The organism is Cupriavidus sp. FW306-01-F10A (assembly GCF_058782785.1).
In genome coordinates, this window is the sequence record NZ_JBYSYA010000012.1 from 45,388 (window position 1) to 66,483 (window position 21,096).

At 65.7% G+C, this 21,096-nt stretch carries 19 protein-coding genes; 14 read left to right on the forward strand and 5 right to left on the reverse strand.

The window, feature by feature from the left end:
* Positions 1-316: 316 nt before the first annotated feature.
* From AC3WLF_RS18260 to AC3WLF_RS18290, 7 genes are all read left to right on the forward strand, one after another.
* Positions 317-499, forward strand: a complete 183-nt coding sequence (locus tag AC3WLF_RS18260) for a hypothetical protein (protein WP_492319195.1) — start codon at positions 317-319, stop codon at positions 497-499.
* 407 nt (positions 500-906) lie between these two features.
* Positions 907-1,260 (forward strand): hypothetical protein, encoded by a 354-nt coding sequence (locus AC3WLF_RS18265; RefSeq protein ID WP_492319194.1) that lies wholly within the window; start codon positions 907-909, stop codon positions 1,258-1,260.
* A gap of 99 nt (positions 1,261-1,359) precedes the next feature.
* Complete coding sequence (locus AC3WLF_RS18270; protein ID WP_492319193.1) at positions 1,360-2,577, forward strand: TolC family protein; 1,218 nt, start codon at positions 1,360-1,362, stop codon at positions 2,575-2,577.
* Positions 2,574-3,134 carry a hypothetical protein gene (locus tag AC3WLF_RS18275; protein ID WP_492319192.1) on the forward strand — a complete coding sequence of 187 codons (561 nt, stop codon included), beginning with the start codon at positions 2,574-2,576 and terminating at the stop codon, positions 3,132-3,134. The genes AC3WLF_RS18270 and AC3WLF_RS18275 overlap by 4 nt, the downstream gene beginning before the upstream one ends.
* A gap of 8 nt (positions 3,135-3,142) precedes the next feature.
* Positions 3,143-4,267 (forward strand): efflux RND transporter periplasmic adaptor subunit, encoded by a 1,125-nt coding sequence (locus AC3WLF_RS18280; RefSeq protein WP_492358584.1) that lies wholly within the window; start codon positions 3,143-3,145, stop codon positions 4,265-4,267.
* A gap of 9 nt (positions 4,268-4,276) precedes the next feature.
* Entirely contained in the window at positions 4,277-7,381 is a 3,105-nt protein-coding gene (locus AC3WLF_RS18285; RefSeq protein WP_492358585.1) for an efflux RND transporter permease subunit, read from the forward strand.
* Between the two features lie 52 nt (positions 7,382-7,433).
* Entirely contained in the window at positions 7,434-7,820 is a 387-nt protein-coding gene (locus AC3WLF_RS18290; RefSeq protein ID WP_492358586.1) for a hypothetical protein, read from the forward strand.
* Between the two features lie 37 nt (positions 7,821-7,857).
* Here the strand turns inward: AC3WLF_RS18290 and AC3WLF_RS18295 are convergent, their stop codons facing one another.
* From AC3WLF_RS18295 to AC3WLF_RS18315, 5 genes are all read right to left on the reverse strand, one after another.
* Complete coding sequence (locus AC3WLF_RS18295; protein WP_492319188.1) at positions 7,858-9,120, reverse strand: MFS transporter; 1,263 nt, start codon at positions 9,118-9,120, stop codon at positions 7,858-7,860.
* Between the two features lie 32 nt (positions 9,121-9,152).
* On the reverse strand, positions 9,153-10,346 hold the full coding sequence (locus AC3WLF_RS18300; protein ID WP_492319272.1) for a chromate transporter: 1,194 nt from the start codon (positions 10,344-10,346) through the stop codon (positions 9,153-9,155).
* 27 nt (positions 10,347-10,373) lie between these two features.
* The gene (locus AC3WLF_RS18305; protein WP_492319187.1) at positions 10,374-11,336 is read right to left on the reverse strand and encodes a chromate resistance protein ChrB domain-containing protein; all 963 of its coding nucleotides are present in this window, start codon (positions 11,334-11,336) and stop codon (positions 10,374-10,376) included.
* Positions 11,337-11,422: 86 nt separating this feature from the next.
* Positions 11,423-11,647, reverse strand: coding sequence for a DUF2188 domain-containing protein (locus AC3WLF_RS18310; protein WP_492319186.1), 225 nt, complete (start codon positions 11,645-11,647; stop codon positions 11,423-11,425).
* A gap of 152 nt (positions 11,648-11,799) precedes the next feature.
* Positions 11,800-12,015: a GDCCVxC domain-containing (seleno)protein gene (locus AC3WLF_RS18315; RefSeq protein WP_492319271.1), complete on the reverse strand. Its 216-nt coding sequence runs from the start codon at positions 12,013-12,015 to the stop codon at positions 11,800-11,802.
* A gap of 151 nt (positions 12,016-12,166) precedes the next feature.
* On the opposite strand from AC3WLF_RS18315, the gene AC3WLF_RS18320 reads away from it, so the two are divergent.
* The 7 genes from AC3WLF_RS18320 (at position 12,167) to AC3WLF_RS18350 (ending at position 21,092) form a co-directional block, all read left to right on the forward strand.
* Positions 12,167-12,625 (forward strand): MerR family transcriptional regulator, encoded by a 459-nt coding sequence (locus AC3WLF_RS18320; protein WP_492319185.1) that lies wholly within the window; start codon positions 12,167-12,169, stop codon positions 12,623-12,625.
* Positions 12,626-13,031: 406 nt separating this feature from the next.
* Positions 13,032-13,289 carry a hypothetical protein gene (locus AC3WLF_RS18325; protein ID WP_492319184.1) on the forward strand — a complete coding sequence of 86 codons (258 nt, stop codon included), beginning with the start codon at positions 13,032-13,034 and terminating at the stop codon, positions 13,287-13,289.
* A complete protein-coding gene (gene kdpF / locus AC3WLF_RS18330; RefSeq protein ID WP_035878527.1) occupies positions 13,289-13,378 on the forward strand; it encodes a K(+)-transporting ATPase subunit F in 90 nt (29 codons plus the stop codon). Before AC3WLF_RS18325 ends, kdpF begins: the two co-directional genes overlap by 1 nt.
* Positions 13,378-15,198, forward strand: coding sequence for a potassium-transporting ATPase subunit KdpA (gene kdpA, locus AC3WLF_RS18335; RefSeq protein ID WP_492319183.1), 1,821 nt, complete (start codon positions 13,378-13,380; stop codon positions 15,196-15,198). Before kdpF ends, kdpA begins: the two co-directional genes overlap by 1 nt.
* A 247-nt stretch (positions 15,199-15,445) precedes the next feature.
* Positions 15,446-17,527 (forward strand): potassium-transporting ATPase subunit KdpB, encoded by a 2,082-nt coding sequence (kdpB, locus tag AC3WLF_RS18340; RefSeq protein WP_492358629.1) that lies wholly within the window; start codon positions 15,446-15,448, stop codon positions 17,525-17,527.
* A gap of 25 nt (positions 17,528-17,552) precedes the next feature.
* Complete coding sequence (gene kdpC, locus AC3WLF_RS18345; RefSeq protein ID WP_492319181.1) at positions 17,553-18,176, forward strand: potassium-transporting ATPase subunit KdpC; 624 nt, start codon at positions 17,553-17,555, stop codon at positions 18,174-18,176.
* Between the two features lie 69 nt (positions 18,177-18,245).
* The gene (locus AC3WLF_RS18350; protein ID WP_492358587.1) at positions 18,246-21,092 is read left to right on the forward strand and encodes a DUF4118 domain-containing protein; all 2,847 of its coding nucleotides are present in this window, start codon (positions 18,246-18,248) and stop codon (positions 21,090-21,092) included.
* The last annotated feature ends 4 nt before the right edge of the window (positions 21,093-21,096 follow it).

The following is a 21,096-nucleotide window of genomic DNA, read 5'->3' on the forward strand; positions in this document are numbered from 1 at the left end:
AAGCTTCGCCCAACCGCTCCAAAATGCGACATCTCTTATCGCGTGCACGACTCCGGCAGGAAATACTGGTCACGTCATCGGATCGCCGATGACCGGGCGTGGAAACCCGAAGGTCGGAACAGGGACAGGCGTTGCGCTTTCAAACGGCAACGCCTCTGCTCGCACGAACATGTCTGGTTCTAAGGCGGGCCGAGCGAGGCAGCTGAAAGGCTGACCGGGTTCTTCCCTGTTCTAACCGGGTTTCCACCCTCGCTGTCTGGCCCGCCACCCTCACCTTCAAATGAGTGGCGCGCATTAACCCGGTAAGGAGTCAGTAATGGTCGATACAATCGAAACCAACGCGTGCCTGCATGAAGTGCGTGCCGGCATTGAAGGCGTGCTCGTGCTGCTGGAGCAGCAAAGCGTGCGCTCGGAAGCGTGCTTCAGCGCGCTCTGCCTGCTTGAAATGGTGAAGGCAAAGCTGGATGCCTTGATGGCAGCTGGGCCGCTTGCGGCATAGCAGTGCCTCTGGGCTGGCGGTGCTTCGGCACCGTCAGACAGTCCTCGTGAAAGCCGCATCAAGCGTGGCCGTTCGATCGGATCTGCCGGACGGTATCTGCCCAAATCGCCCGTTCATGGAATTTTCCAGACACTGCCTGGCAAATGTGCGCCCAGAACATCACTTGAGCTCACCACCCTTGCCCAGGCGTTCTCCTTGCCTTGGTCCGCCTACGTGCGCCTGCTATCGGCCAAGAACCCACAGGCTCGTACCTGCTGCGAAAGTGAGGCGCTGCGCAGTGGGTAGAGCGTACGTCAGCTAGAGCTACGAAGAGATTAACGTTCGGCGGCCTTGCCGCCACAATCGGTTACACGGTCGTCCCGCCAGTCCCGCGCCAGCCCCCTTTAGGTCAGGTAGAATCCCGCCCTATGTCGCGCGTGATTGCCATCCTCCTGATGCTGATCCTGCCGCTGCAGGCCTTGGCCGCAGCGCAGCGGCAACTCACGCATTCAGCGGGCTTCCCGCCGGACCATATGGCGGCGCACGCCGAGCATGTCCCCCATCACCACGATGACGACGGGGAAATCGCGTTCGACGATTCCACAGCATCCGCGTCGCATCAACTCGACTTCGACTACGGCACCCACTTCCAGGCGCCGCTGCCCGCGGGCCTGCTGTTGCCGCTGGCGCAGCAGACGCAGCCCGAGCCGTTATTCCTCGGCGGCCGCATGCCTGACCCCGGCGGCAGTCCACCCTTACGCCCCCCTCACGCGCCCGCCTGACGGCGGGGCATTGACCTCCTGATTGCCTGACGTGGCGCAATGGCTTGCGCCGCGCCCCGCCGCATTGCCTGTGTTATCGCGATTTGCGTTGGGGATTCCATGCAGAAGTTCTTCATTTCCATTGTTGCGTCCGCGCTGCTGGCGCCGTCGGCCCATGGCCAGCCTGCGCCGGCGGATCTGCACGCGCTTTTCAATACCGCGTGGGAGCGGTCCGTTGCCCTCCAGGCGACCGAGGGGCGGCGCCTGGAGGCGGCGGCCAGCCGGGTCCAGGCGGATTCGCTGATCGCCGGGCCGCCCACGCTTGGCCTGCTGCACCGCGATGACCGCTGGACTGAAAAGCGCGGCCTGCGTGAGAGCGAGGTCCAGCTTGGCGTCCCGGTGTGGATGCCAGGCCAGCGTGCGGCACGCGGGGACCTGGCCGACGCACAAGCGGCCGAGGCCGAAGCCGGCGCCGCCCTGGCGCGGCTGAACGTTGCCGCGGAGGTGCGCGAGCGCGTCTGGCAGCTCGTGGCCGTGGAAGGGGAACGCGATGTGCTGCGGCGCCGCACAGAGATCGCCGCGTCGCTGCGCGACGATGTTCGGCGGCGGGTCACCGCCGGCGACCTGGCGCGCACCGACCTGCTGCTGGCGCAGCAGGACTACCTGGCGGCGCAGGGCCTGCTCGCGGACAGCGAGGCCCGGCTGGTGGATGCCAGGGCGCGGCTGCTGCAAGCGACTGGCGTATCGGCGTTGCCGCTGCGATATGACGAAGCGGCAGCGCCAGTGACCGATCCTGCCGCCGGTGCCGTGAGCCATCCAAGGCTGGAAGCTGCGCAGCAGGCCGTGCTGCGCAGCGAGCGCCAGGTGGGCTACTTGCGCAAATCGCGCCGCGACCCGCCGGAAGTCGGCGTGATGTACCGCAACGACCGTGCGGGCGGCGGCATGCCCAGCGACCAGACCGTCGGCCTGTTCATCAGGATCCCGTTCGCTACCGATGCGCGCAATCTGCCACGCGAGACTGCCGCTCAGACTGGACTGATGACAGCCCGGGCCGAACTCGATCGCACCGAACGCATCGTCCGCTCCGCGATCGACGCGGCACAGGCGACGCTGTCGCTCTCAGAGCAGCAGCTCAGACTTGCCGAAGAGCGCAACGCCACGCTGTCCGAACGGGCGGCACTACTGCGCAGAACTTTCAATGCCGGCGAAATCGGCTTGCCTGAAGTGCTGCGCGCACAGAACCAGGCCCTCGAAGCCGAAGCCGACCTGGCGCGCCAGCGTGCCCGGCGTGGCATCGCCACTGCCAACCTGAACCAGGCTCTCGGAGTCCTGCCATGATCCGCCAGTTCTTCCTTACCCTGCTCTTGTCCCTCGCCTGCGCCGCGCATGCGGCGCCGGGCGCCCATGGCCCCAATGGCGAGCATCTGGATGCGCCGGCGAGCACCGGCGCCGCGGCGAATGCCCAGCCCGTCATCGAAGCCAATACGGAAGCGTTCGAGCTGGTTGGCACGCTGGCCCCCGATGAGCTGTCGGTGATGGTCGACCGCTACGTCACCAACGAGCCGGTGCTGAACGGCACGCTGGAGGTCGAGTTCAACGGCATCAAGGCACAAGGCAAGCTGCATGCCGACTTCGGCGATTACTCCTTTACCGACGAGAAACTCCTCAAGGCGCTGCGCCAACCGGGCCACCATGCGCTCGTGTTCACGCTTGTTGCCGGCGATGAGTCGGACCTGATCGAGGGCAGCCTGAATGTTGCCGCGGACGGGCATGCCCATGGCCTCCTCGGCCCCTTCTGGCAAGCACGCTGGCCGTGGCTTGTCCTGCTCGTGGCGGCTGTCCTGGCTGCCGCAGCCTGGGGCGTGAGGCGCCGCAATGTCCATAAGAAGAGCTGAGGCCCGACATGCTGAAGACAACCAGGTTTGCAACGATCGCCATTGCGCTGGCTGCCTGCGCAACCATGCCGGCACTGGCCGGCCCCGGTGCGCACGGGCCCGGTGGCGAACACCTTGATGCACCGGGAGCGGTGTCCGGCAGCGGCGGCCTGGCCCGGCTGCCCGACGGCAGTGTCCAGGTGCCCAAGCTCGCGCAACGCCGTATGGGCATACGAACCACGATGCCGCAGGCAGCCTTGCACCCCGTAACCGTAGAGCTGAATGCCGTGGTGGCGATCGACCCCAATGCGGGTGGGCGCCTGCAGGCAGGGCACCCAGGCTGGATCGAGCCGCCGCCGGGAGGCTTCCCGCTGCTGGGGCAGCGTGTCAGCGAGGGCCAGGTGCTGGCCGTGCTGCGGCACAAGAGCGAGCCCTTCGATATCGGCAACCAGCAGGCGCAGTTCGCCAACCTGAGCGCCAACCTGAAGCTGGCCCGGCAACGGCTGCAGCGGTTGGAATCGCTGCAGGACAGCATCCCGCGCAAGGAGATCGAAGCCGCCCGCGCCGAGGTCCAGAGTCTTTCCGGCCAGCGCGAGGCGGTGGGCAAGAGCCTGCACCAGACCGACACGCTGACCGCGCCAGCCAGCGGCGTTATCGCCACTGCCAATGTGCTGGCGGGCCAGGTCGCTTCTGCTGGCGACGTGCTGTATGAAGTGGTTGACCCGGTCCGGATGCTGATCGAGGCCAGCACCGCGGATGCCTCGCTTGCCAACCGTATCCAGGGTGGGACCCTGGGCCGGTCGGACGGAGGCAAGCTGGAATTCATCGGCGCCGGCCGCAGCCTGAAGAACGGCGCCGTGCCGCTGATGTTCCGGCTGACGGGCAATGCGGCACCACTTGCCATCGGGCAGCCAGTGACGGTGGTTGCGACGCTGACCGAGACGGTCAAGGGCATCGCATTGCCAAGCGAGGCCCTGGTGCGCAATGGCAGCAACCTGCCGGTGGTGTGGATCAAGTCCGGCACGCAGCGCTTTATCGCTCAGCCGGTTGAAGCTCGCGTGCTGGATGCGGGAACGGTTGTCGTGGTCAAGGGACTGTCACCGGAGAACCGGGTGGTGGTGTCCGGGGCGGCACTGATCAACCAGATCCGCTGAGGGGCGCGCATGTTCAACTGGATCGTTCGCGCGAGCCTCGGCAACCGGCTGATGGTACTGGCCATCGCTCTAATCCTGATGGTGTACGGCGGCGTGACCGCATGGCGCACACCGGTGGATGTTTTCCCGGACCTGAACAAACCGCTGGTGACCGTGATCACCGAAGCCGGCGGCATGGCGCCGCAGGAAGTGGAGCTGCTGGTGTCGTTCCCGCTCGAGACCGCGCTCAATGGCATGCCAGGCGTCACGCGGGTCCGCTCGGTGTCGGGCGTCGGCTTGTCCATCGTGTATGCCGAGTTCGACTGGGGCAGCGATATCTATCGCAACCGCCAGCTCGTGTCGGAACGGCTGGCGCTGGTGAAGGAACAGTTGCCCGGCGGGCTGACGCCCATCCTCGGGCCGGTCTCGTCGATCATGGGCGAGATCATGCTGATTGCGTTACCGATCGACCCGGCCCGGGCCAGTCCGATGCAGGCGCGCGAGTATGCCGACTTCGTGCTGCGGCCGCGCCTGCTGTCGGTGGCTGGCGTGTCGCAGGTCATCCCGATCGGCGGCGAGGTGCGCCAGCTCCGGGTCGAACCGGACACCGCCAGGATGGCGCAGTTCGGCGTGGCGCTGCCACAGGTGGAAAGCGCGTTGCGCGACTTCGCCGCCAATACCAGCGGCGGCTTCATCGACCTGAACGGCCGCGAATACCTGATCCGCAACCTCGGCCGCACCAACCGGCTCGACGACCTGAAGGGACTGGCGGTTGCCTACAAGGAAGGCGCGCCGGTGCTGCTCGAGCAGGTGGCCGGTGTGCGCTATGCCGCCGCGCTCAAGCGCGGCGATGCCGGATTCAACGGCAAGCCGGCAGTGATAGTCAGCGTGCAGAAGCAGCCCGCGGCCGACACGGTGCGCCTGACGCGGAACCTGGAAGCAGCGCTCGGCGAACTGAAGCAGGGACTGCCGCCGGGCCTGTCCGCGCCGCAGGTGCTGTTCCGGCAGGCGGACTTTATCGAGGCCTCGATCGGCAACGTGGTCGAGGCGCTGCGTGACGGCGCCATCATGGTGGCCGTGATCCTGTTCGCCTTCCTGCTGAGCGCGCGCACCACCGCGATCTCGCTGGTGGCGATTCCGCTGTCGCTGGCCGTCACCGCGCTGGCCTTCCACCTGCTGGGCCAGTCGATCAACGTGATGACGCTTGGGGGGCTAGCCATTGCCATCGGCGAGCTCGTCGACGACGCGGTAGTCGACGTGGAGAACATCCAGCGCCGGCTCAGGCAGCGCGCAAGCCTGGAGGACCCGCCGTCCGTGCTGGAGACCATCTGGCGCGCCTCGGTCGAAGTCCGCTCCGGCATCGTCTATGCCACCCTGGTGGTGGTGCTGGTGTTCGTGCCGCTGTTCGCGCTGCCGGGCATCGAAGGGCGCCTGTTCGCGCCGCTGGGCATCGCCTATATCGTGTCGGTCCTGGCATCGATGCTGGTGTCGATGACGGTGACGCCGGTGCTGTCGTACTACCTGTTGCCGCGGATGAAGCGGCTGGAGCATCCGGACAGCCCGCTGGTGGCATGGCTCAAGCGGGTCGATACCAGGATCCTGGACTGGTCGTTCCCCCGCGCCAAGACCGTGCTTGCCGTCGCCGCCGTCACCGTCGCGCTGGCGGCCGCCACCGTGCCTTTCATGCCGCGGGCCTTCCTGCCAGCCTTCAACGAAGGCTCGCTGGTGATGTCGCTGATGTTCAATCCTGGCACATCGCTGGCCGAAGCCAACCGCATGGGTGCCCTGGCGGAGACCCTGATCCGGCAGGTACCGGAGGTGACGCAGGTCGGGCGGCGCACCGGCCGTGCCGAACTGGACGAACATGCCGAAGGCGTGCATTCGTCCGAAATCGATATCGACCTGAAACGCTCCGACCGCAGCCGGGAGCAAGTGATGGCCGCCATCCGCGTCCAGCTTGCCAGTCTCCCTGCGTCGGTGGCGATCGGCCAGCCGATTTCCCACCGGCTGGATCACTTGCTTTCCGGCGTGCGGGCACAGATCGCGCTGAAGATCTATGGCGACGATCTCGATACGCTGCGCGGCCTGGCGGAGAGCGTGCGCGGGCGGCTTGCTGCCATACCAGGACTCGTCGATATCACGGTCGAGCGCCAGGTATTGATACCGCAAGTCAATGTGCGGCTCGATTACCGCAAGGCCGCGCAATACGGCATCCCGGCAGGCGAGGCGCTGAAGGCCTTGCAAACCTTGTCGGATGGCACGCGCGTCACGCAGGTGATCGAGGGCGTGCGCCGCTACGACCTGGTGGTGCGGTTGCCCGATGCCGGCCGTACGCCGCAGGACCTGTCCCGCGTCATGCTGGATTCGCCGCGTGGCGCAGTGCCGTTGTCGGCAATCGCCAACGTCGAGGATGGCGACGGCCCGAACCAGATCGGGCGCGAGAACGGCCGCCGGCGCATTCTGGTCTATGCCAATACCGACGGCTCGGATATGTCAAAGATCATCGGCGATGTGCGCAGCGCGGCCGCGCGCGCCGGGTTGCCCGGTGGCTATTTCGTCAGCATCGAGGGTCAGTTCCAGGCGCAGGAGCAGGCGACGCAGTTGATCGTGTTGCTGGCGCTAGTATCGCTGGCGCTGATCTACCTGGTGCTTTACTCGCGCTACCGCTCCGCGACACTCACGCTGATCATCATGGCGAACATCCCGCTGGCGTTGATCGGCAGCGTGATCGCCATGTGGCTCGGCGGCCTGACGCTGTCGGTGGCGTCGATGGTCGGCTTCATCACGCTGACGGGCATCGCCACGCGCAATGGCATTCTGAAGGTCAGCCACTACATCAACCTGTGCCGCTTTGAAGGGGAAACCTTTGGTATCCCGATGATCGTGCGCGGGTCGCTGGAGCGACTGACGCCGGTACTGATGACCGCGCTGGTTGCGGCGTTCGCGCTGGTGCCATTGCTGGTGTCGGCCGACGCGCCCGGCAAGGAAATCCTGCATCCGGTGGCGGTGGTGATCTTCGGCGGGCTGGTCAGCTCGACCATCCTGGATTCCGTGCTGACTCCCTTGGCGTTCTGGTTGTTCGGGCGCCGCCCGCTGGAGCGGATCCTGTCGCAACAGCCGGGCGACGCGTACTGATTACGGGCTTTGGCAGCGACGCCCGCAAGTCGCTGCACCAACGGAGGATTCGATGAAGAAACAGATCTCAGCCATGTTGTTTGCCGGCAGCCTCGCACTGTCCGGCCTTTCCGGTCTGGCCATGGCCCACGGCGCCAGGCCCGCGCAATACGGCGGCATCGTGCAGACCGCCAGCGACCTGCAGTTCGAGTTGGTCAACAAGGATGGCGCCGTCACCATTTATGTCGACGACCATGACAAGAAGCTGCCGGTGGCTGGTGCCAGCGGCAAGCTGACGGTGCTGACCGGCGCCCAGATGACGGAAACGGCGCTGAACCCGGGGACGGACAATGCGCTGGTAGCGTCCGACAAGCTGCAGCTCAAAGCCGGCTCCAAGCTGGTCGCGACGATCAAGTTTGCCGACGGCAAGACCGTGACGGCACGCTTTGTGGCGAAGTAATACTAGGACGTGCCGGCTCACGAAGGGCTGCGATGGGTCAGTGGAGTGGCTTGACCCGACGGAACGCCCGCAGCATCGCGAGGTCGTAGGCGATCTTCAGCAGCCCGCAGGCCACCAGCGGCGTGCTGGCATAGCCGTAGGCCATCAACGCGGCGGCGAGCGCAGGACTGAGTGCCGCGGCGAGGCTGCGTGGCACCGCGGTCAGGCTTGCCGCCGCGGCCCGTTCCGGCGGGGTGACAACGGCCATGACATAAGCCGTCCGGGTCGGCACATCCATTTGCGACAGCGCGCTGCGAGCCAGCAGCAAGGCCAGGCTCAGGGCCAGCGTGGGCGCGAAGGCGGCCGCAATCAGGCACAGGCTGGACGGAATATGCGTAAACACCATCGTGTTGAGCAGGCCGATCTTTCGCGCCAGTGGCACCGCCGCGAGCTGCGAGAGCGTCGTCAGCATTCCTGCCAGGAAGAAGAACTGGCCGGTCGCGGCAGGACTCAGACCGAAACGCTGCATCAACCACAGTGACAGTAGCGAATTGACCACGAGCCCGCCCGCGAACGCGTCCACGCTGAACAGCATGGCCAGGCGCAATACGATCGGACGGGACGGGCCCAATGGGGTTGTCGGCGTGGGTGCCGCTCCATGTGGCTGCGTGGCAGGTACGCGCGCATAGAGACGCCACAGCAGCAGCCCTATGATCCCGTAGAAACCGAACATCAGGCGCATCGCATCGAGCGAGGACAGCCGGGATTGCTCGACCAGCCATGCCGGTAGCGCCGCTGCCAGCGCCCCCAAAGCGGATGAGAATGCGCCGATCAGGCCGTAGCGTGCGAACAGCGCCGTCCGGGCGTCAGGCGATGCCGATTCCGCCAGCCGCGCGTGTTCCAGCGGCAGGAAGACACTGACATCGCCAGAGCCAGGGTTAAGCGTGCCGATGAAGGCGATCACCAGAAGCGGCCACAGCGTGGAGAAACCTGCAAAGCCGAGGCCGGTCGCAAACATCAGGGCGGCCGCCAGCATCAGCAAGCGGCGTTGCGGGTAGCGGTGCCCGACGATCCCGACCAGGATGGTGGCGAGGGCCGAGCCGATCAGTGTCGCGCTGCTGATGAGCCCGACTGCCATCGAATCGAAACCAAGCGCCAGCAGGTAGGACGGCAGCAGCACGGCAATATAGCCATCACAGATGCCACGCAGCGCGCGGCCGGCAAGCAGCGGCAAGGCGTCGGGGTGAACACCGGATGGCAGCGCGATGCGTTCGAGCCAGCTACTGCTGGCGGCCGAGGGGTGGTCGTTATGCACAGCCATGGCGAGCCTGACATGCCCCCGGTTCGTTTGGCTCAGTGGTGCAGCACCGGATAAACGGCAAGGCCGATCAGCGCGGCGCCGGTGATGATGACCGGCTCAGGCAGCTTCTTGAATTTCAGCAGCAACGCGATCGTGCCCAGCGCCAGCAGTATGGTCGGCACGTCGACAATCGAGCGCTTGGCCAGCACGAACACTGCACCGGTGATGGCGCCAATCGCCGCCGCCGTGACGCCATCGACAAAGGCGAGGATGCCCGGCAGCTTTCCGTACTTCTTGAAGTAAGGGGCAGGCAGCACGGTAAACAAATAGCAAGGCAGGAACGTTGCCAGTGCCGCCACGCAGGCGCCGGGCAGCCCGGCCACCAGGTAACCGATGAAGCCGACCGTGATGACCACCGGGCCCGGCGTGATCATGGCCACGGCTACCGCATCGACGAACTGCTTTTCGTTGAGCCAGTGGTGTTCCGTCACCACACCGCCGTAGAGGAAGGGCACGATGGCGAGACCCGAGCCGAAGACGAAGGCGCCTGCCTTGGCAAAGAACACACCGATCTGGGTCAGCAGGGGCCAGTCCAGCATGCTCAGCAGGCCGCTTGCGGCCGGCACCTGCGTGGCCACGAGCGCATTGGCGCCGCTCTGGCGCAGCCACCTGGGCGGAGCGCGCCAGAACCAGGCAAGCACGCCGGCTGCCAGGAACAGCCAGGCGATTTCGGACTCCGTGACGATGGTCACCGTAGCCAGCACCAGGTAGATTGCCCAGAGCAGTCTGTCCTTTCCCACACTCTTTATGGTCAGCTTATAGGCGCTGATGGCGATGATGCCGATGACGGCGGCGCCCACGCCATAGAACACCGATTGCATCCAGGTCAGCCCGCCAAAGCGGACATAGGCCCAGCCTAGCGCCAGCACCATCAGGAACGACGGCAGCACGAAGGCCAGCCCGATCAGCGTGGCACCGAGGACCCGATAGTGGACGTAGCCGAGGTAGATCGCCAGTTGCGCTGCCAACGGCCCGGGCGCCAGTTGTGCCAGCGCGATGCCTTCCTTGTAGTCCCCGTCGCTGATCCAGTTCCGCCGCTCCACGAGGTCGCGGTGCATGTAGCCGGCCAACGCGACCGGCCCGCCAAAGCCAAAGGTGCCAAGGCGGAGGAAATAGAGCACGAGCTGCCAGAGGGTGTAGACAGGCCGTTCAGAGATTCCTGGCGGCGCGATGCCGGCTTGTTGCATGCGACTCATAATGGGATCCTGGCAGAGTCAGGGTTTCTTGTTGGTGGAGAAGTGTGCGTAAAGCGAATCCAGCACCCGGCCGATTTCCGCCAGCAGGGCGTCATCATCCTTCAGGCGTGCTCGTGCGCCGGCCAGCATGGCTTCAAAGCCGCTGGCTTCCGGCACCGAAATGCCGCCAATGTCCAGCGCATGGACCATGGCGCCGAGCCGGCTGAGTCCGCGGTCGGATTCGAGGCCGAAGCTCGACAGCAGCACTTCAAATGAAACGCGCTCGCCCACATGCGTGAAGGTCGCGCCGTCGAAGTCGAAGCCCAGCGCATCGTCCGGGCAAGCGGAGGCGCTTTCCAGCCACAGGAACCGGGCGTGGGGATCGATGAAGCGCTGGATCAGCCAGGCGCTTGCCACGCGGTCCACCCACAGGTGGCGGCGGGTGGCCCAAATCCGCCCTTGATACTGGGCAGGATCCCGACGAGCGATTGCTCGCGAGAGCGCCTGTGGTTCGCCCGGAGACTGGATGGTCTCGATGGCGCGGCTGAAGTCATTCCATTGGGCTTCGGCGCGGGTCGACGCCTCATTGGGGAAGAAGTCGATCGTGCGGATCGCTTCGTAGGCACGCCCGTGACGACGCAGCAGACGATTGAGTTCGGCGCTGCTTTGATCGGTCAGCGACTTGCGTGCATCTGACAGGGCAGCCTGCAGTTCCGCATAGTCAGCGCTGCGGTCGAACAACGCCTGGAAAGCGGTCTCTTCCCCTGGCTTGTCGGCGCGGACACTCAAGAGCCAGGCCTGGCCGCCTTCTTGCCGGGTGTCGTCGGCCAACTCGCGCAACTGGGCGATTTGCTCATCGCCTGCAGGCAAGAGATAGGCGCCGTCACGCAGTGCGGCGCAACCAATAGTCTTGATCGCGCGCCAGATCCGCATCCGGGCGGTGGCGCCGGAGGTTGGTAGCGTGACGATCAGCAAAGCCCAGGGGTCGATTAACGCGGTCATGAGCGCATGTTAGGGGCCCATAACGCGTCTTTCAATGCTGTAGATATCCCTACAATAATGCCCTTTGAATCACATTTCTGAGGGCATCACCGTTGCGGCTCCTGCTGCTTGTCGCCACACGCGTTGCGCAAGTGCACATCCCCGTCGTGACGATGTATGTGCAATTCGGCGTTCTCTCGCCTGGCCACCTCCCAACCCGCAGCGATTGCCGCTTCCATGGTCGGAAATCTCTGGGCCCTTATATTGAGGCCGCCGAACTCCAATGCCCAACCATTTTCTGCAGGCAGAACGCGAATGATCCGCGATTGCATAATGACCCCTCTCTAGATTTCCCGCGACATACAGCGGGCGTCGCGTACTGTCGAGCAAGAACACGTTCCCGCGGACAAGCATGGCTGGGTAAGAGCCGGGATCATCCGGGAGGAACCGCATCGAGGGTGCGTCGTGCATCGCTGTACCTGCGTCAACGAACACACGAGCAAGACTGCTGCTGCATGGGCGGGCACCTTTCGGTCCCATACGAGCAGAAAACGCAGCAATCACCGGCCTTGGGCCTTAGCACCGCGCGGCAGTGCTCGCACTCATAGCACCACTGGCAGGCATCAATGGGCATGGTTTCTTCTTTTGCATGCGCGCACCTGGGGCAGGTGATGATTGACTGCAGCTTGACGGCGCTCATCATTTCGCTTTGCCTCACGGCCGATGGGCAGTAGACGGTCCCCATGCCTGGCGGCCTGGTTCCTGGCGTTGCCCATCGAAATGCAATCCGCCCTTCCCCTATGTGCGGTCTAGGCGTAGCCTAGGCCCGTACCAAGGTACGGAGTCAAGCGATGGACCACACACTGACAATCGGGAAGCTGGCCAAGGCGGCTGGTGTTGGCGTGGAAACGGTACGCTACTACCATCGGTGCGGCCTGCTGCCGGTGCCAGAGCGTGCCTATGGCGCCATTCGACAGTATTCGCAGCAGAGCTTGCAACGGCTTCATTTCATTCGCCGGGCCCAGTCGCTCGGGTTCACCCTGGATGAAGTCCGGGTACTGCTGCGACAGAACGATGGCAGCACGTGCAGCACCGCCCGCACACTGGCCGAGCAAAAGCTCAGTCTTGTGGAGGAAAGATTGAAGGACTTGCGCCGATTGCGAGCGGAACTGAAGAATCTCATCGGGCAATGCCACGCCAATGGGAATGAGGCTTCTTGCCCCTTGATTGACACATTACTTGTCGCGGCCGTGGATCCGGTGCCGACACCCTCAAGCAAGAATGGGGGCAGGATGGCCAGGGCAGAGTGAACCCGAGCGTAGCAACGGGCCAGGATTCGCACCGCGGCGACGAGCAAGGGGACGCACTTGTGAACACTCCTGACGCGATGCCTCCGCCGCAGTTGAATTAGCTACTTCTTCTCCATTGGCTCGGGACCGGGGCAACTCATCAAGGACTTGGGTGGCACGTGCCAGTGCGGCTTCGCCCAACTTGCGTTCCTGCTCCCGCAGCCTGGCGACGGAGTGGTAGGCACTGCCCCTTCCCTGCCCATATGGCGCCGTCGCGTAACGATCAGATAAAGAAGCGCCGCGCGGCGCCGCACCTGCGCCAACAGCAGCGGCCTTGCCACCACGCATCGCACCACGCATCGCGATCGCCAGCGGCCCAAAAAGTGCACCTTGGCTCGCGCGCGCATGCTGATCGCCCCGGATCTTTATGCGTTCTTTATACGCACCGGCCACCTTTCTACCCTGTTTTTACGACCCCGTCGCTAATCTGCAAGCCGAAACCATTCAAGGGTGCTTTGTTATGGACGGGATCTATTTGATCGTATTGATTGGCTTCGCCGTGCTGAGCGCGGCCCTGCTGGGGCTTTGCGCCGTGCTTGCGCCGAAATCTCCGGCAGGCAGCGGGCACGGCGGCGCGCATGACCGGATGCCGGCAAAGAACAGCGCGTCGGACAGGAGGCTGTGATGAGCTGGACGGATCTGTTGAGCGGCGTGCTGGCCGTTGCCATTTTTGTTTACCTCCTCATTGCGTTGTTCCGGCCGGAGAAATTCTGATGTCCTCCCAATTCGTGGGCCTGCTGGTCCTCTATCTCGCCATCCTGCTGGCGTGCGCCCCTTTCCTCGGACGCTATATCCGGCGTGCCGTGGAAGATGGCAACTATTCGCTGACCGTCTGGGGCCGGCCGCTGGAACGGCTGCTGTATCGCCTGGGTGGCGTGCGTGCCGATGCCGGGATGGGGTGGAAGCAATACGCCGTCGCGGTGCTGGCGTTCAACCTGCTTGGCGTGGTGGCAGTCTATGCGCTGCAGCGCCTGCAGGGCATGCTGCCGCTCAATCCGCAGGGCTTTGGCGCGGTTTCGCCGGACTCGGCCTTCAACACGGCGATCAGCTTTGTCGCCAACACCAACTGGCAAGGCTATGGCGGCGAGTCGACCATGGGCTATCTGACGCAGATGCTCGCGCTCACCGTGCAGAACTTCCTGTCCGCGGCGACCGGCATCGCCGTGGTGTTCGCGCTGATGCGCGGATTCGCGCGCCAGAGCGCCGCCACCATCGGCAATTTCTGGGTCGACATGACGCGGGTCACGTTGTACGTGCTGGCGCCGATCGCGACCGTGATTGCACTTGCGCTGGTCAGCCAGGGCGTGATCCAGAACTTCGATGCCTACAAGGAAGCCAGCCTGGTCACGCCGGTGGAGTACAGCCAGCCAAAGCTCGATGCGGCCGGGCAACCGGTGCTCGATGCACAAGGCAAGCCGGTGACGGAAGACCTGAAGACCGACAGGCAAACGCTGGCGATGGGCCCGGTTGCCTCGCAAGAGGCCATCAAGATGCTGGGCACCAACGGCGGCGGCTTCTTCAATGCCAACTCGGCGCATCCGTTCGAGAACCCGAATGGCCTGGCCAACCTTCTCGAGATGCTGGCGATCTTCCTGATCCCGGCGGCGCTGTGCTTCACCTTTGGCGAAATGGTGGGAGACAGGCGACAGGGTGTGGCGGTGCTGGCTTCCATGATGGTCATCTTTGTCGCGATGGCCTGCGTGGCGGCGATGTCCGAGCAGATGGCCAATCCGGCGCTGGCCGGATTGCCGGTGGATCACGCCGCGTCGCTGCTGCAGGCCGGTGGCAATATGGAAGGCAAGGAAACGCGCTTCGGCATCGCCGCTTCGGCGCTGTTCGCCACCATCACGACCGCGGCGTCGTGCGGCGCGGTCAATGCCATGCATGACTCCTTCACCGCCATCGGTGGCCTGGTGCCGATGCTGCTGATGCAGCTGGGCGAAGTCGTGTTCGGCGGCGTCGGCTCGGGGCTGTACGGCATGCTGGTCTACGCCGTGCTCGCGGTATTCATCGCCGGACTGATGATCGGGCGCACGCCGGAGTACCTCGGCAAGAAGATCGAAGTCTACGAGATGAAGATGACGGCCGTGGCGATCCTGGTCACGCCCCTGCTGGTGCTGCTCGGCACGTCGGTGGCGGTGATGACCGAGGCCGGACGCGCCGGTGTGTTCAATCCCGGCACGCACGGCTTCTCGGAGATCCTGTACGCGCTCTCGTCGGCGGCCAACAACAATGGCAGCGCCTTTGCGGGCTTGTCCGCCAACACGCCGTTCTACAACACGCTGCTGGCGGCGGCCATGTGGTTCGGCCGGTTCTGGATCATCATCCCGGTGCTTGCGCTGGCGGGCTCGCTGGCAGCCAAGAAGCGCGTGCCGGTAAGCGGCGGCACGATGCCAACGCACGGCCCGCTGTTCGTCGTCCTGCTGGTGGGCACCGTGCTGCTGGTCGGTGCGCTGACCTATGTCCCGGCGCTGGCGCTGGGGCCGGTCGCCGAGCAACTCCAGGGCACGGTGACGGCAAGCGCGGCGAAGTAAAGCGACGACTGACGACGAAATATCGAGCATTCCTACACGTCCGGACCCTGCACTGCCTCACCGATGCAGGTGCCGGATGGCTCTAGCGGATTGCGGAGAAACCATGCAACAAGATTCGATGGCCCCGGTGGCCAAGCGCGGCGCCAACACGGCTGAAGCGTCTTCCTCCAACACGATTCAGGCAAAGAGCGCGCCGGTTCCCGCCCGGCAACACGGTTCCCACCATCATCGCCCGCCGGCGCGCAGCATGTTCGCGCCGGAGCTGGTGAAGCCCGCGCTGGTCGCGGCCTTCAGGAAGTTGTCGCCGCGCGACCAGCTGCGCAACCCGGTGATGTTCGTGGTCTACGTGGGCAGCATCCTGACGACGATCCTTTTCCTGAAGGCCATGGCCGCGCCGGCGGCAGCCCCCGGTGGGGAATCCGCGGGCTTCATCCTGGCGGTGTCGGTGTGGCTGTGGTTCACGGTGCTGTTCGCGAACTTTGCCGAGGCACTTGCCGAAGGCCGGAGCAAGCAGCAGGCGGAGGCGCTGCGCGGCCTGAAGACCACGGTCACCGCACGTGTGCTGAAAGACGGCAAGCGTGGCGGTGCCACCGAAGCGCGCCCCGCGACGGCACTGCGCCGCGGTGACGTGGTGCTGGTGCAGGCCGGCGAGATGATCCCCGGCGACGGCGAAGTGATCGACGGCGTGGCCTCGGTCGACGAAAGCGCCATCACCGGCGAATCGGCGCCCGTGATCCGCGAGTCGGGCGGTGACTTCTCGTCGGTGACCGGCGGTACGCGCGTGCTGTCCGACTGGATCGTGGCGCGTATCACGACCAACCCGGGCGAGAGCTTCATCGACCGCATGATCACGATGGTTGAAGGCGCCAACCGGCAAAAGACACCGAACGAACTGGCCCTGACGATCCTGCTGGTCGGGCTGACCATCGTGCTGCTGCTGGCCACTGCCACGCTGCAGCCGTTCTCGCTCTACAGCGTGCTGGTGGCAAAGGCAGGCGTGCCGGTGACGATCACGGTACTGGTGGCCCTGCTGGTCTGCCTGATTCCCACCACCATCGGCGGGCTGCTGTCAGCCATTGGCGTGGCGGGCATGAGCCGGATGATGGAAGCCAACGTGATCGCCACCTCGGGCCGTGCGGTCGAAGCCGCTGGTGACGTGGACGTGCTGCTGCTCGACAAGACCGGCACCATTACCCATGGCAACCGCCAGGCATCGCGCTTCATCCCGGCCCCGGGCGTGTCGCCGCTGCAGCTCGCGGAAGCGGCGTGGCTGTCGTCGCTGGCCGACGAGACCCCGGAAGGCCGCAGCATCATCACGCTGGCACGCCAGCTGCCGGGGCTGGCGGCACCGGTGATGGCAAGCCTGAAGCCGGAATTCGTGCCGTTCAGCGCCCAGACCCGCATGAGCGGGGTTGACCTGAGCGATGGCGGCGGCGAGCGTCACGTGCGCAAGGGTGCGGCCGATGCCGTGCGCCGCTACGTCACGGAACGCGCCGGCAAGTTCCCCGATGCGGTCCTGCAAGCCGTCGATGAGGTCGCCCGCGCCGGCAGCACGCCGCTGGTGGTAGCCGACGCCAACGGTGATTCGGTGCGCGTGCTTGGCGTGATCGAGCTGAAAGACATCGTCAAGACCGGCATTCGCGAGCGCTTCGGCGAACTGCGCAAGATGGGCATCAAGACCGTGATGATCACCGGCGACAACCGGCTGACGGCGGCGTCGATTGCGGCGGAAGCCGGCGTTGACGACTTCCTGGCCGAAGCCACGCCGGAAGCCAAGCTCAAGCTGATCCGCCAGTACCAGGCCGACGGGCGGCTGGTCGCGATGACCGGAGACGGCACCAACGACGCCCCGGCACTGGCCCAGGCCGACGTGGCCGTGGCGATGAACAGCGGCACGCAGGCGGCCAAGGAAGCCGGCAACATGGTGGACCTGGACAGCAACCCGACCAAGCTGATCGAGATCGTCGAGATCGGCAAGCAGATGCTGATGACGCGCGGCTCGCTGACGACCTTCAGCGTGGCCAACGACATCGCCAAGTACTTCGCGATCATCCCGGCGGCGTTTGCCACCACCTATCCGCAGCTCAACCTGCTCAATGTGATGGGGCTCGCCACGCCGGCGTCGGCCATCATGTCGGCGGTGATCTTCAACGCGCTCATCATCGTCGTGCTGATCCCGCTTGCGCTCAAGGGCGTGGTCTACCGGCCGCTGGGCGCCGCGGTGCTGCTGCGCCGCAACCTGCTGGTCTACGGCCTGGGCGGCATCCTGGTGCCGTTTGCCGGCATCAAGCTGATCGACATGATCCTGGCCCTGTTTGGCTGGGCCTGATTTTCTGCCACGATTCGGAGTTTCCATGAATACGCAAGTGCAGTCCCCGCAGCCGTCGCCGGCACCCGTGCAAGGTGGCTTGCTGCGGCCGATGTTGGTGGTGTTCGTTGGCCTTTCGCTGGTGACCGGCCTGCTCTATCCCGGCGCGATCACGGCAATCTCCAAGGCCGTGTTCCCGCATCAGGCAGCCGGCTCGCTGATCGAGAAGGATGGCAGGACAGTTGGCTCGGAACTGATCGGCCAGCCGTTCTCCGACCCGAAGTACTTCTGGGGCCGGCTGTCGGCCACGGCGCCGATGCCGTATAACGCTGCGGCTTCGGCGGGATCCAACCTGGGCCCCACCAATCCGGCGCTGACCGATGCCGCGCGCGCGCGCGTCGACGCCCTGCACGCCGCGGATCCCGACAACCAGGCCCCCGTGCCGGTGGACCTGGTCACCGCCTCCGGCAGCGGGCTCGACCCGCACATCAGCCCTGCGGCCGCTGAGTACCAGGCGGCGCGCATCGCCCGCGCCAGGGGGATTCCGATCGAACAGGTGAAGCAACTGATTGCGGCAAATACCGAAACGCCGCGACTGTCGGTCCTGGGCGGTCCGGGAGTCAATGTCCTGAAGCTGAACCTTGGCCTGGATGCCATTGCACGGAAATAGCCCAGTGCCGGGACGCGGATGCGAAGCAGAACCGGTTTGCCAATGCCAGCATAGAGGGTGAGCCGACCGATGCCTGATCTCGAATTGCGCGAAGCCGGCGCGCGCCCCGACCCCGATGCCCTGCTCCAGATGGTGCAGGAAGAAGGCGCTCGCGCTTCGCGCGGCAAGCTCAGGGTCTACTTTGGCGCATCCGCCGGGGTCGGCAAGACCTTCGCCATGCTCACCGCCGCGCGGGCGGCGTCCGCGCAGGGCACCGATGTCGTCATCGGCATCGTGGAGACCCACGGCCGCGCCGAGACCGAAGCGCTGATCGCCGGTATCGAGCGCTTGCCGATGAAGGACGTGCCATACCGCGAGCGGGTCCTGCAGGAGTTCGACCTGGACGCGGCGCTGGCCCGGCAACCGGCCCTGGTCCTGGTTGACGAACTGGCCCATTCCAACGCACCGGGCAGTCGCCATCCCAAGCGGTGGCAGGACATCCAGGAACTGCAGGCCGCCGGGATCGACGTCTGGACCACGGTCAATGTGCAGCATCTGGACAGCCTGAACGAGGCGGTGGGCGGCATCACCGGCATCCGCGTCTGGGAAACCGTGCCGGACGTTGTCTTCGACAGCGCCGACGAGGTCGTGCTGGTGGACCTGCCGGCCGACGAACTGCTGCGCCGGCTCAAGGAAGGCAAGGTCTATCTGCCGGAGCAGGCGCGGCACGCGGCGCGCAATTTTTTCCGAAAGGGCAATCTGATCGCCCTGCGCGAACTGGCGCTGCGCCGAACCGCCGACCGGGTGGACTCCGATGTGCGGGCATGGCGTCAGTCCGAAGCCGTGCAAGGCGTGTGGCGGACCCGGGAGGCCGTGCTGGCTTGCATCGGCAGTGGCGACGATGCCGAACAGGTCGTCAGGAGCGCGCGCCGGCTAGCCGGCCAGCTCGATTGCGACTGGCATGTGGTGACCATCGCCACACCCAGGCTGGCACCCCCGTCCGATTTCGCCAAGACGCGCCTGCAGACTGCCATGCGTCTCGCTGAGGAGTTGGGCGCACGCACCGAGACCCTGGCGGGCAACGACATGGTCCAGGCCGTCGTGGGGTACGTGCGCCGCCACAACCTGACCAAAGTGGTCATCGGCCGTGCGCCGGCGGACTGGCGCCGGGGCGGCGCCTCCCTCGCGGAGCGGGCCCGCGCCCTTCTCGGCCTGGCCTTGACGCCATTCGTGAACGCGCCGGCGTGGCTGTTCGGCCGCCGCAGCTTTGCCGATGCGCTGGCGATCGGGTGTCCGGAGATCGACATCATCCGCGTTGCGGCGGACACGACGCGGGTGGATCTTCGCCCGCGCCATGGCACTGAAGAGCCAGACGCCCCTGCGCCAGGCGACGGCGCCACGCGCCGAGACTATCTGTGGGCAGTGGTATGGTGCACCGGTGCCACGGCGCTGTCGGCCCTCGCGTTTCCATGGTTCGACGTCGTCAACATTGCCATGCTGTTTCTGGCGGCAGTGGTCGGCGTCGCGCTTCGCCATGGCCGCGGACCTGCGGCGCTGGCTTCGGTATTGGCCGTTGCCGCCTTCGATTTCTTCTTCATACCGCCGCGGCTGTCCTTCGCCGTCAGCGACGTGCAGTATCTGCTGACGTTCCTGGTGCTGCTATCCGTCGGGCTGGTCATCGGGCAACTGACGGCCGGTTTGCGCGAACAGGCGCAGGTGGCGGTGCAGCGCGAGAACGATGCCCGCACGCTGTATGAACTGGCCCGCGAACTCTCCGCGGCGCTGATGCCGGACCAGATTGTTTCGATCGCCAGCCGTTTCCTGCGCGCTGCCTTCGATGCCAATTCAGCCTTCTTCCTGGTTTCCCCGGAAGGCCGCCTGCTGCCGCCCGTGTCTGATGTCGAGCCGCATGACACCGGGACGAGAACCGACTCGATCGACCGTGTCCTGGCGGAGTGGGTATTCGATCACGGCCAGCCCGCAGGCACCGGCACGCACACATTGCCAGGCAGCACCGTGCTGTATCTGCCATTGAAGGCGCCGATGCAGACCCGTGGCGTGCTGGCGGTCGAGCCCGCGGTATCACACGCCTTGGCGCAGCCCGCGCTGCGGCGCCAGGTCGATGTGTTCTGCACGCTGATCGCGATCGCCATCGAGCGCCTGCATTACGTCGAAGTGGCGCAGCAGGCCCTGCTGTCGATGGAATCAGAGCGCCTGCGCAGCTCATTGCTGGCCGCTGTCTCCCATGACCTGCGCACCCCGCTGACCAGCCTGATCGGCATGGCGGAAACCATGCAGCGCAGCGATCCCGGGCTGACGCCGTCGCTGGCCGAGACCGCCGCCGCCATGCTGGAGCAGGCCAGGCGCATGCGCACGATGGTGGTGAACCTGCTGGACATGGCCAGGCTGCAGGGCCGGGAAGTCCGGACCAGCAAGGAGTGGCAATCGGTGGAGGAGCTCGTTGGCGCCAGCCTGGCGGCCATGCGCGATGCGCTCGAGCACCACCGCGTGGTTGTCGCCGACTTGTCCCGGGTACCCCTGGTCGAATGCGACGCCGTGCTGATCGAGCGCGTGCTGTGCAACCTGCTGGAGAATGCCGCCAAATTCACGCCCGCCGGCACGGAGATCCGGCTCTCGGCCGCGCCGGTCGACGACGAGATCAGGATTGCGGTAGAGGATGATGGCCCCGGCGTGCCCAAGGGCAAGGAACGGCAGATCTTCGAGAAATTCACGCGCGGTGAGCGCGAATCCGCGACCGCGGGTGTCGGCCTGGGTCTCGCCGTATGCGAGGCAATCGTGCAAGCCCATGGCGGGCGCATCTGGGTGGAACCCGCGCAACGCCCGGACCGGCCCGGCGGCCAGGCGGGCGCGCGCTTCGTGGTAGCGTTGCCGCGTGGAAATCCGCCGGCGGTGGAGCCGGAGCAGACTGATGCCTAGGGTC

Excerpts from the sequence above, each read along its gene's own strand:
- AC3WLF_RS18260 (WP_492319195.1), top strand. The coding sequence starts at position 317 with ATGGTCGATACAATCGAAACCAACGCGTGCCTGCATGAAGTGCGTGCC.
- AC3WLF_RS18265 (WP_492319194.1), top strand. The coding sequence starts at position 907 with ATGTCGCGCGTGATTGCCATCCTCCTGATGCTGATCCTGCCGCTGCAG.
- AC3WLF_RS18270 (WP_492319193.1), top strand. The coding sequence starts at position 1,360 with ATGCAGAAGTTCTTCATTTCCATTGTTGCGTCCGCGCTGCTGGCGCCG.
- AC3WLF_RS18275 (WP_492319192.1), top strand. The coding sequence starts at position 2,574 with ATGATCCGCCAGTTCTTCCTTACCCTGCTCTTGTCCCTCGCCTGCGCC.
- AC3WLF_RS18280 (WP_492358584.1), top strand. The coding sequence starts at position 3,143 with ATGCTGAAGACAACCAGGTTTGCAACGATCGCCATTGCGCTGGCTGCC.
- AC3WLF_RS18285 (WP_492358585.1), top strand. The coding sequence starts at position 4,277 with ATGTTCAACTGGATCGTTCGCGCGAGCCTCGGCAACCGGCTGATGGTA.
- AC3WLF_RS18290 (WP_492358586.1), top strand. The coding sequence starts at position 7,434 with ATGAAGAAACAGATCTCAGCCATGTTGTTTGCCGGCAGCCTCGCACTG.
- AC3WLF_RS18295 (WP_492319188.1), bottom strand. The coding sequence starts at position 9,120 with ATGGCTGTGCATAACGACCACCCCTCGGCCGCCAGCAGTAGCTGGCTC.
- AC3WLF_RS18300 (WP_492319272.1), bottom strand. The coding sequence starts at position 10,346 with ATGCAACAAGCCGGCATCGCGCCGCCAGGAATCTCTGAACGGCCTGTC.
- AC3WLF_RS18305 (WP_492319187.1), bottom strand. The coding sequence starts at position 11,336 with ATGACCGCGTTAATCGACCCCTGGGCTTTGCTGATCGTCACGCTACCA.
- AC3WLF_RS18310 (WP_492319186.1), bottom strand. The coding sequence starts at position 11,647 with ATGCAATCGCGGATCATTCGCGTTCTGCCTGCAGAAAATGGTTGGGCA.
- AC3WLF_RS18315 (WP_492319271.1), bottom strand. The coding sequence starts at position 12,015 with ATGAGCGCCGTCAAGCTGCAGTCAATCATCACCTGCCCCAGGTGCGCG.
- AC3WLF_RS18320 (WP_492319185.1), top strand. The coding sequence starts at position 12,167 with ATGGACCACACACTGACAATCGGGAAGCTGGCCAAGGCGGCTGGTGTT.
- AC3WLF_RS18325 (WP_492319184.1), top strand. The coding sequence starts at position 13,032 with ATGCGTTCTTTATACGCACCGGCCACCTTTCTACCCTGTTTTTACGAC.
- kdpF (WP_035878527.1), top strand. The coding sequence starts at position 13,289 with ATGAGCTGGACGGATCTGTTGAGCGGCGTGCTGGCCGTTGCCATTTTT.
- kdpA (WP_492319183.1), top strand. The coding sequence starts at position 13,378 with ATGTCCTCCCAATTCGTGGGCCTGCTGGTCCTCTATCTCGCCATCCTG.
- kdpB (WP_492358629.1), top strand. The coding sequence starts at position 15,446 with ATGTTCGCGCCGGAGCTGGTGAAGCCCGCGCTGGTCGCGGCCTTCAGG.
- kdpC (WP_492319181.1), top strand. The coding sequence starts at position 17,553 with ATGAATACGCAAGTGCAGTCCCCGCAGCCGTCGCCGGCACCCGTGCAA.
- AC3WLF_RS18350 (WP_492358587.1), top strand. The coding sequence starts at position 18,246 with ATGCCTGATCTCGAATTGCGCGAAGCCGGCGCGCGCCCCGACCCCGAT.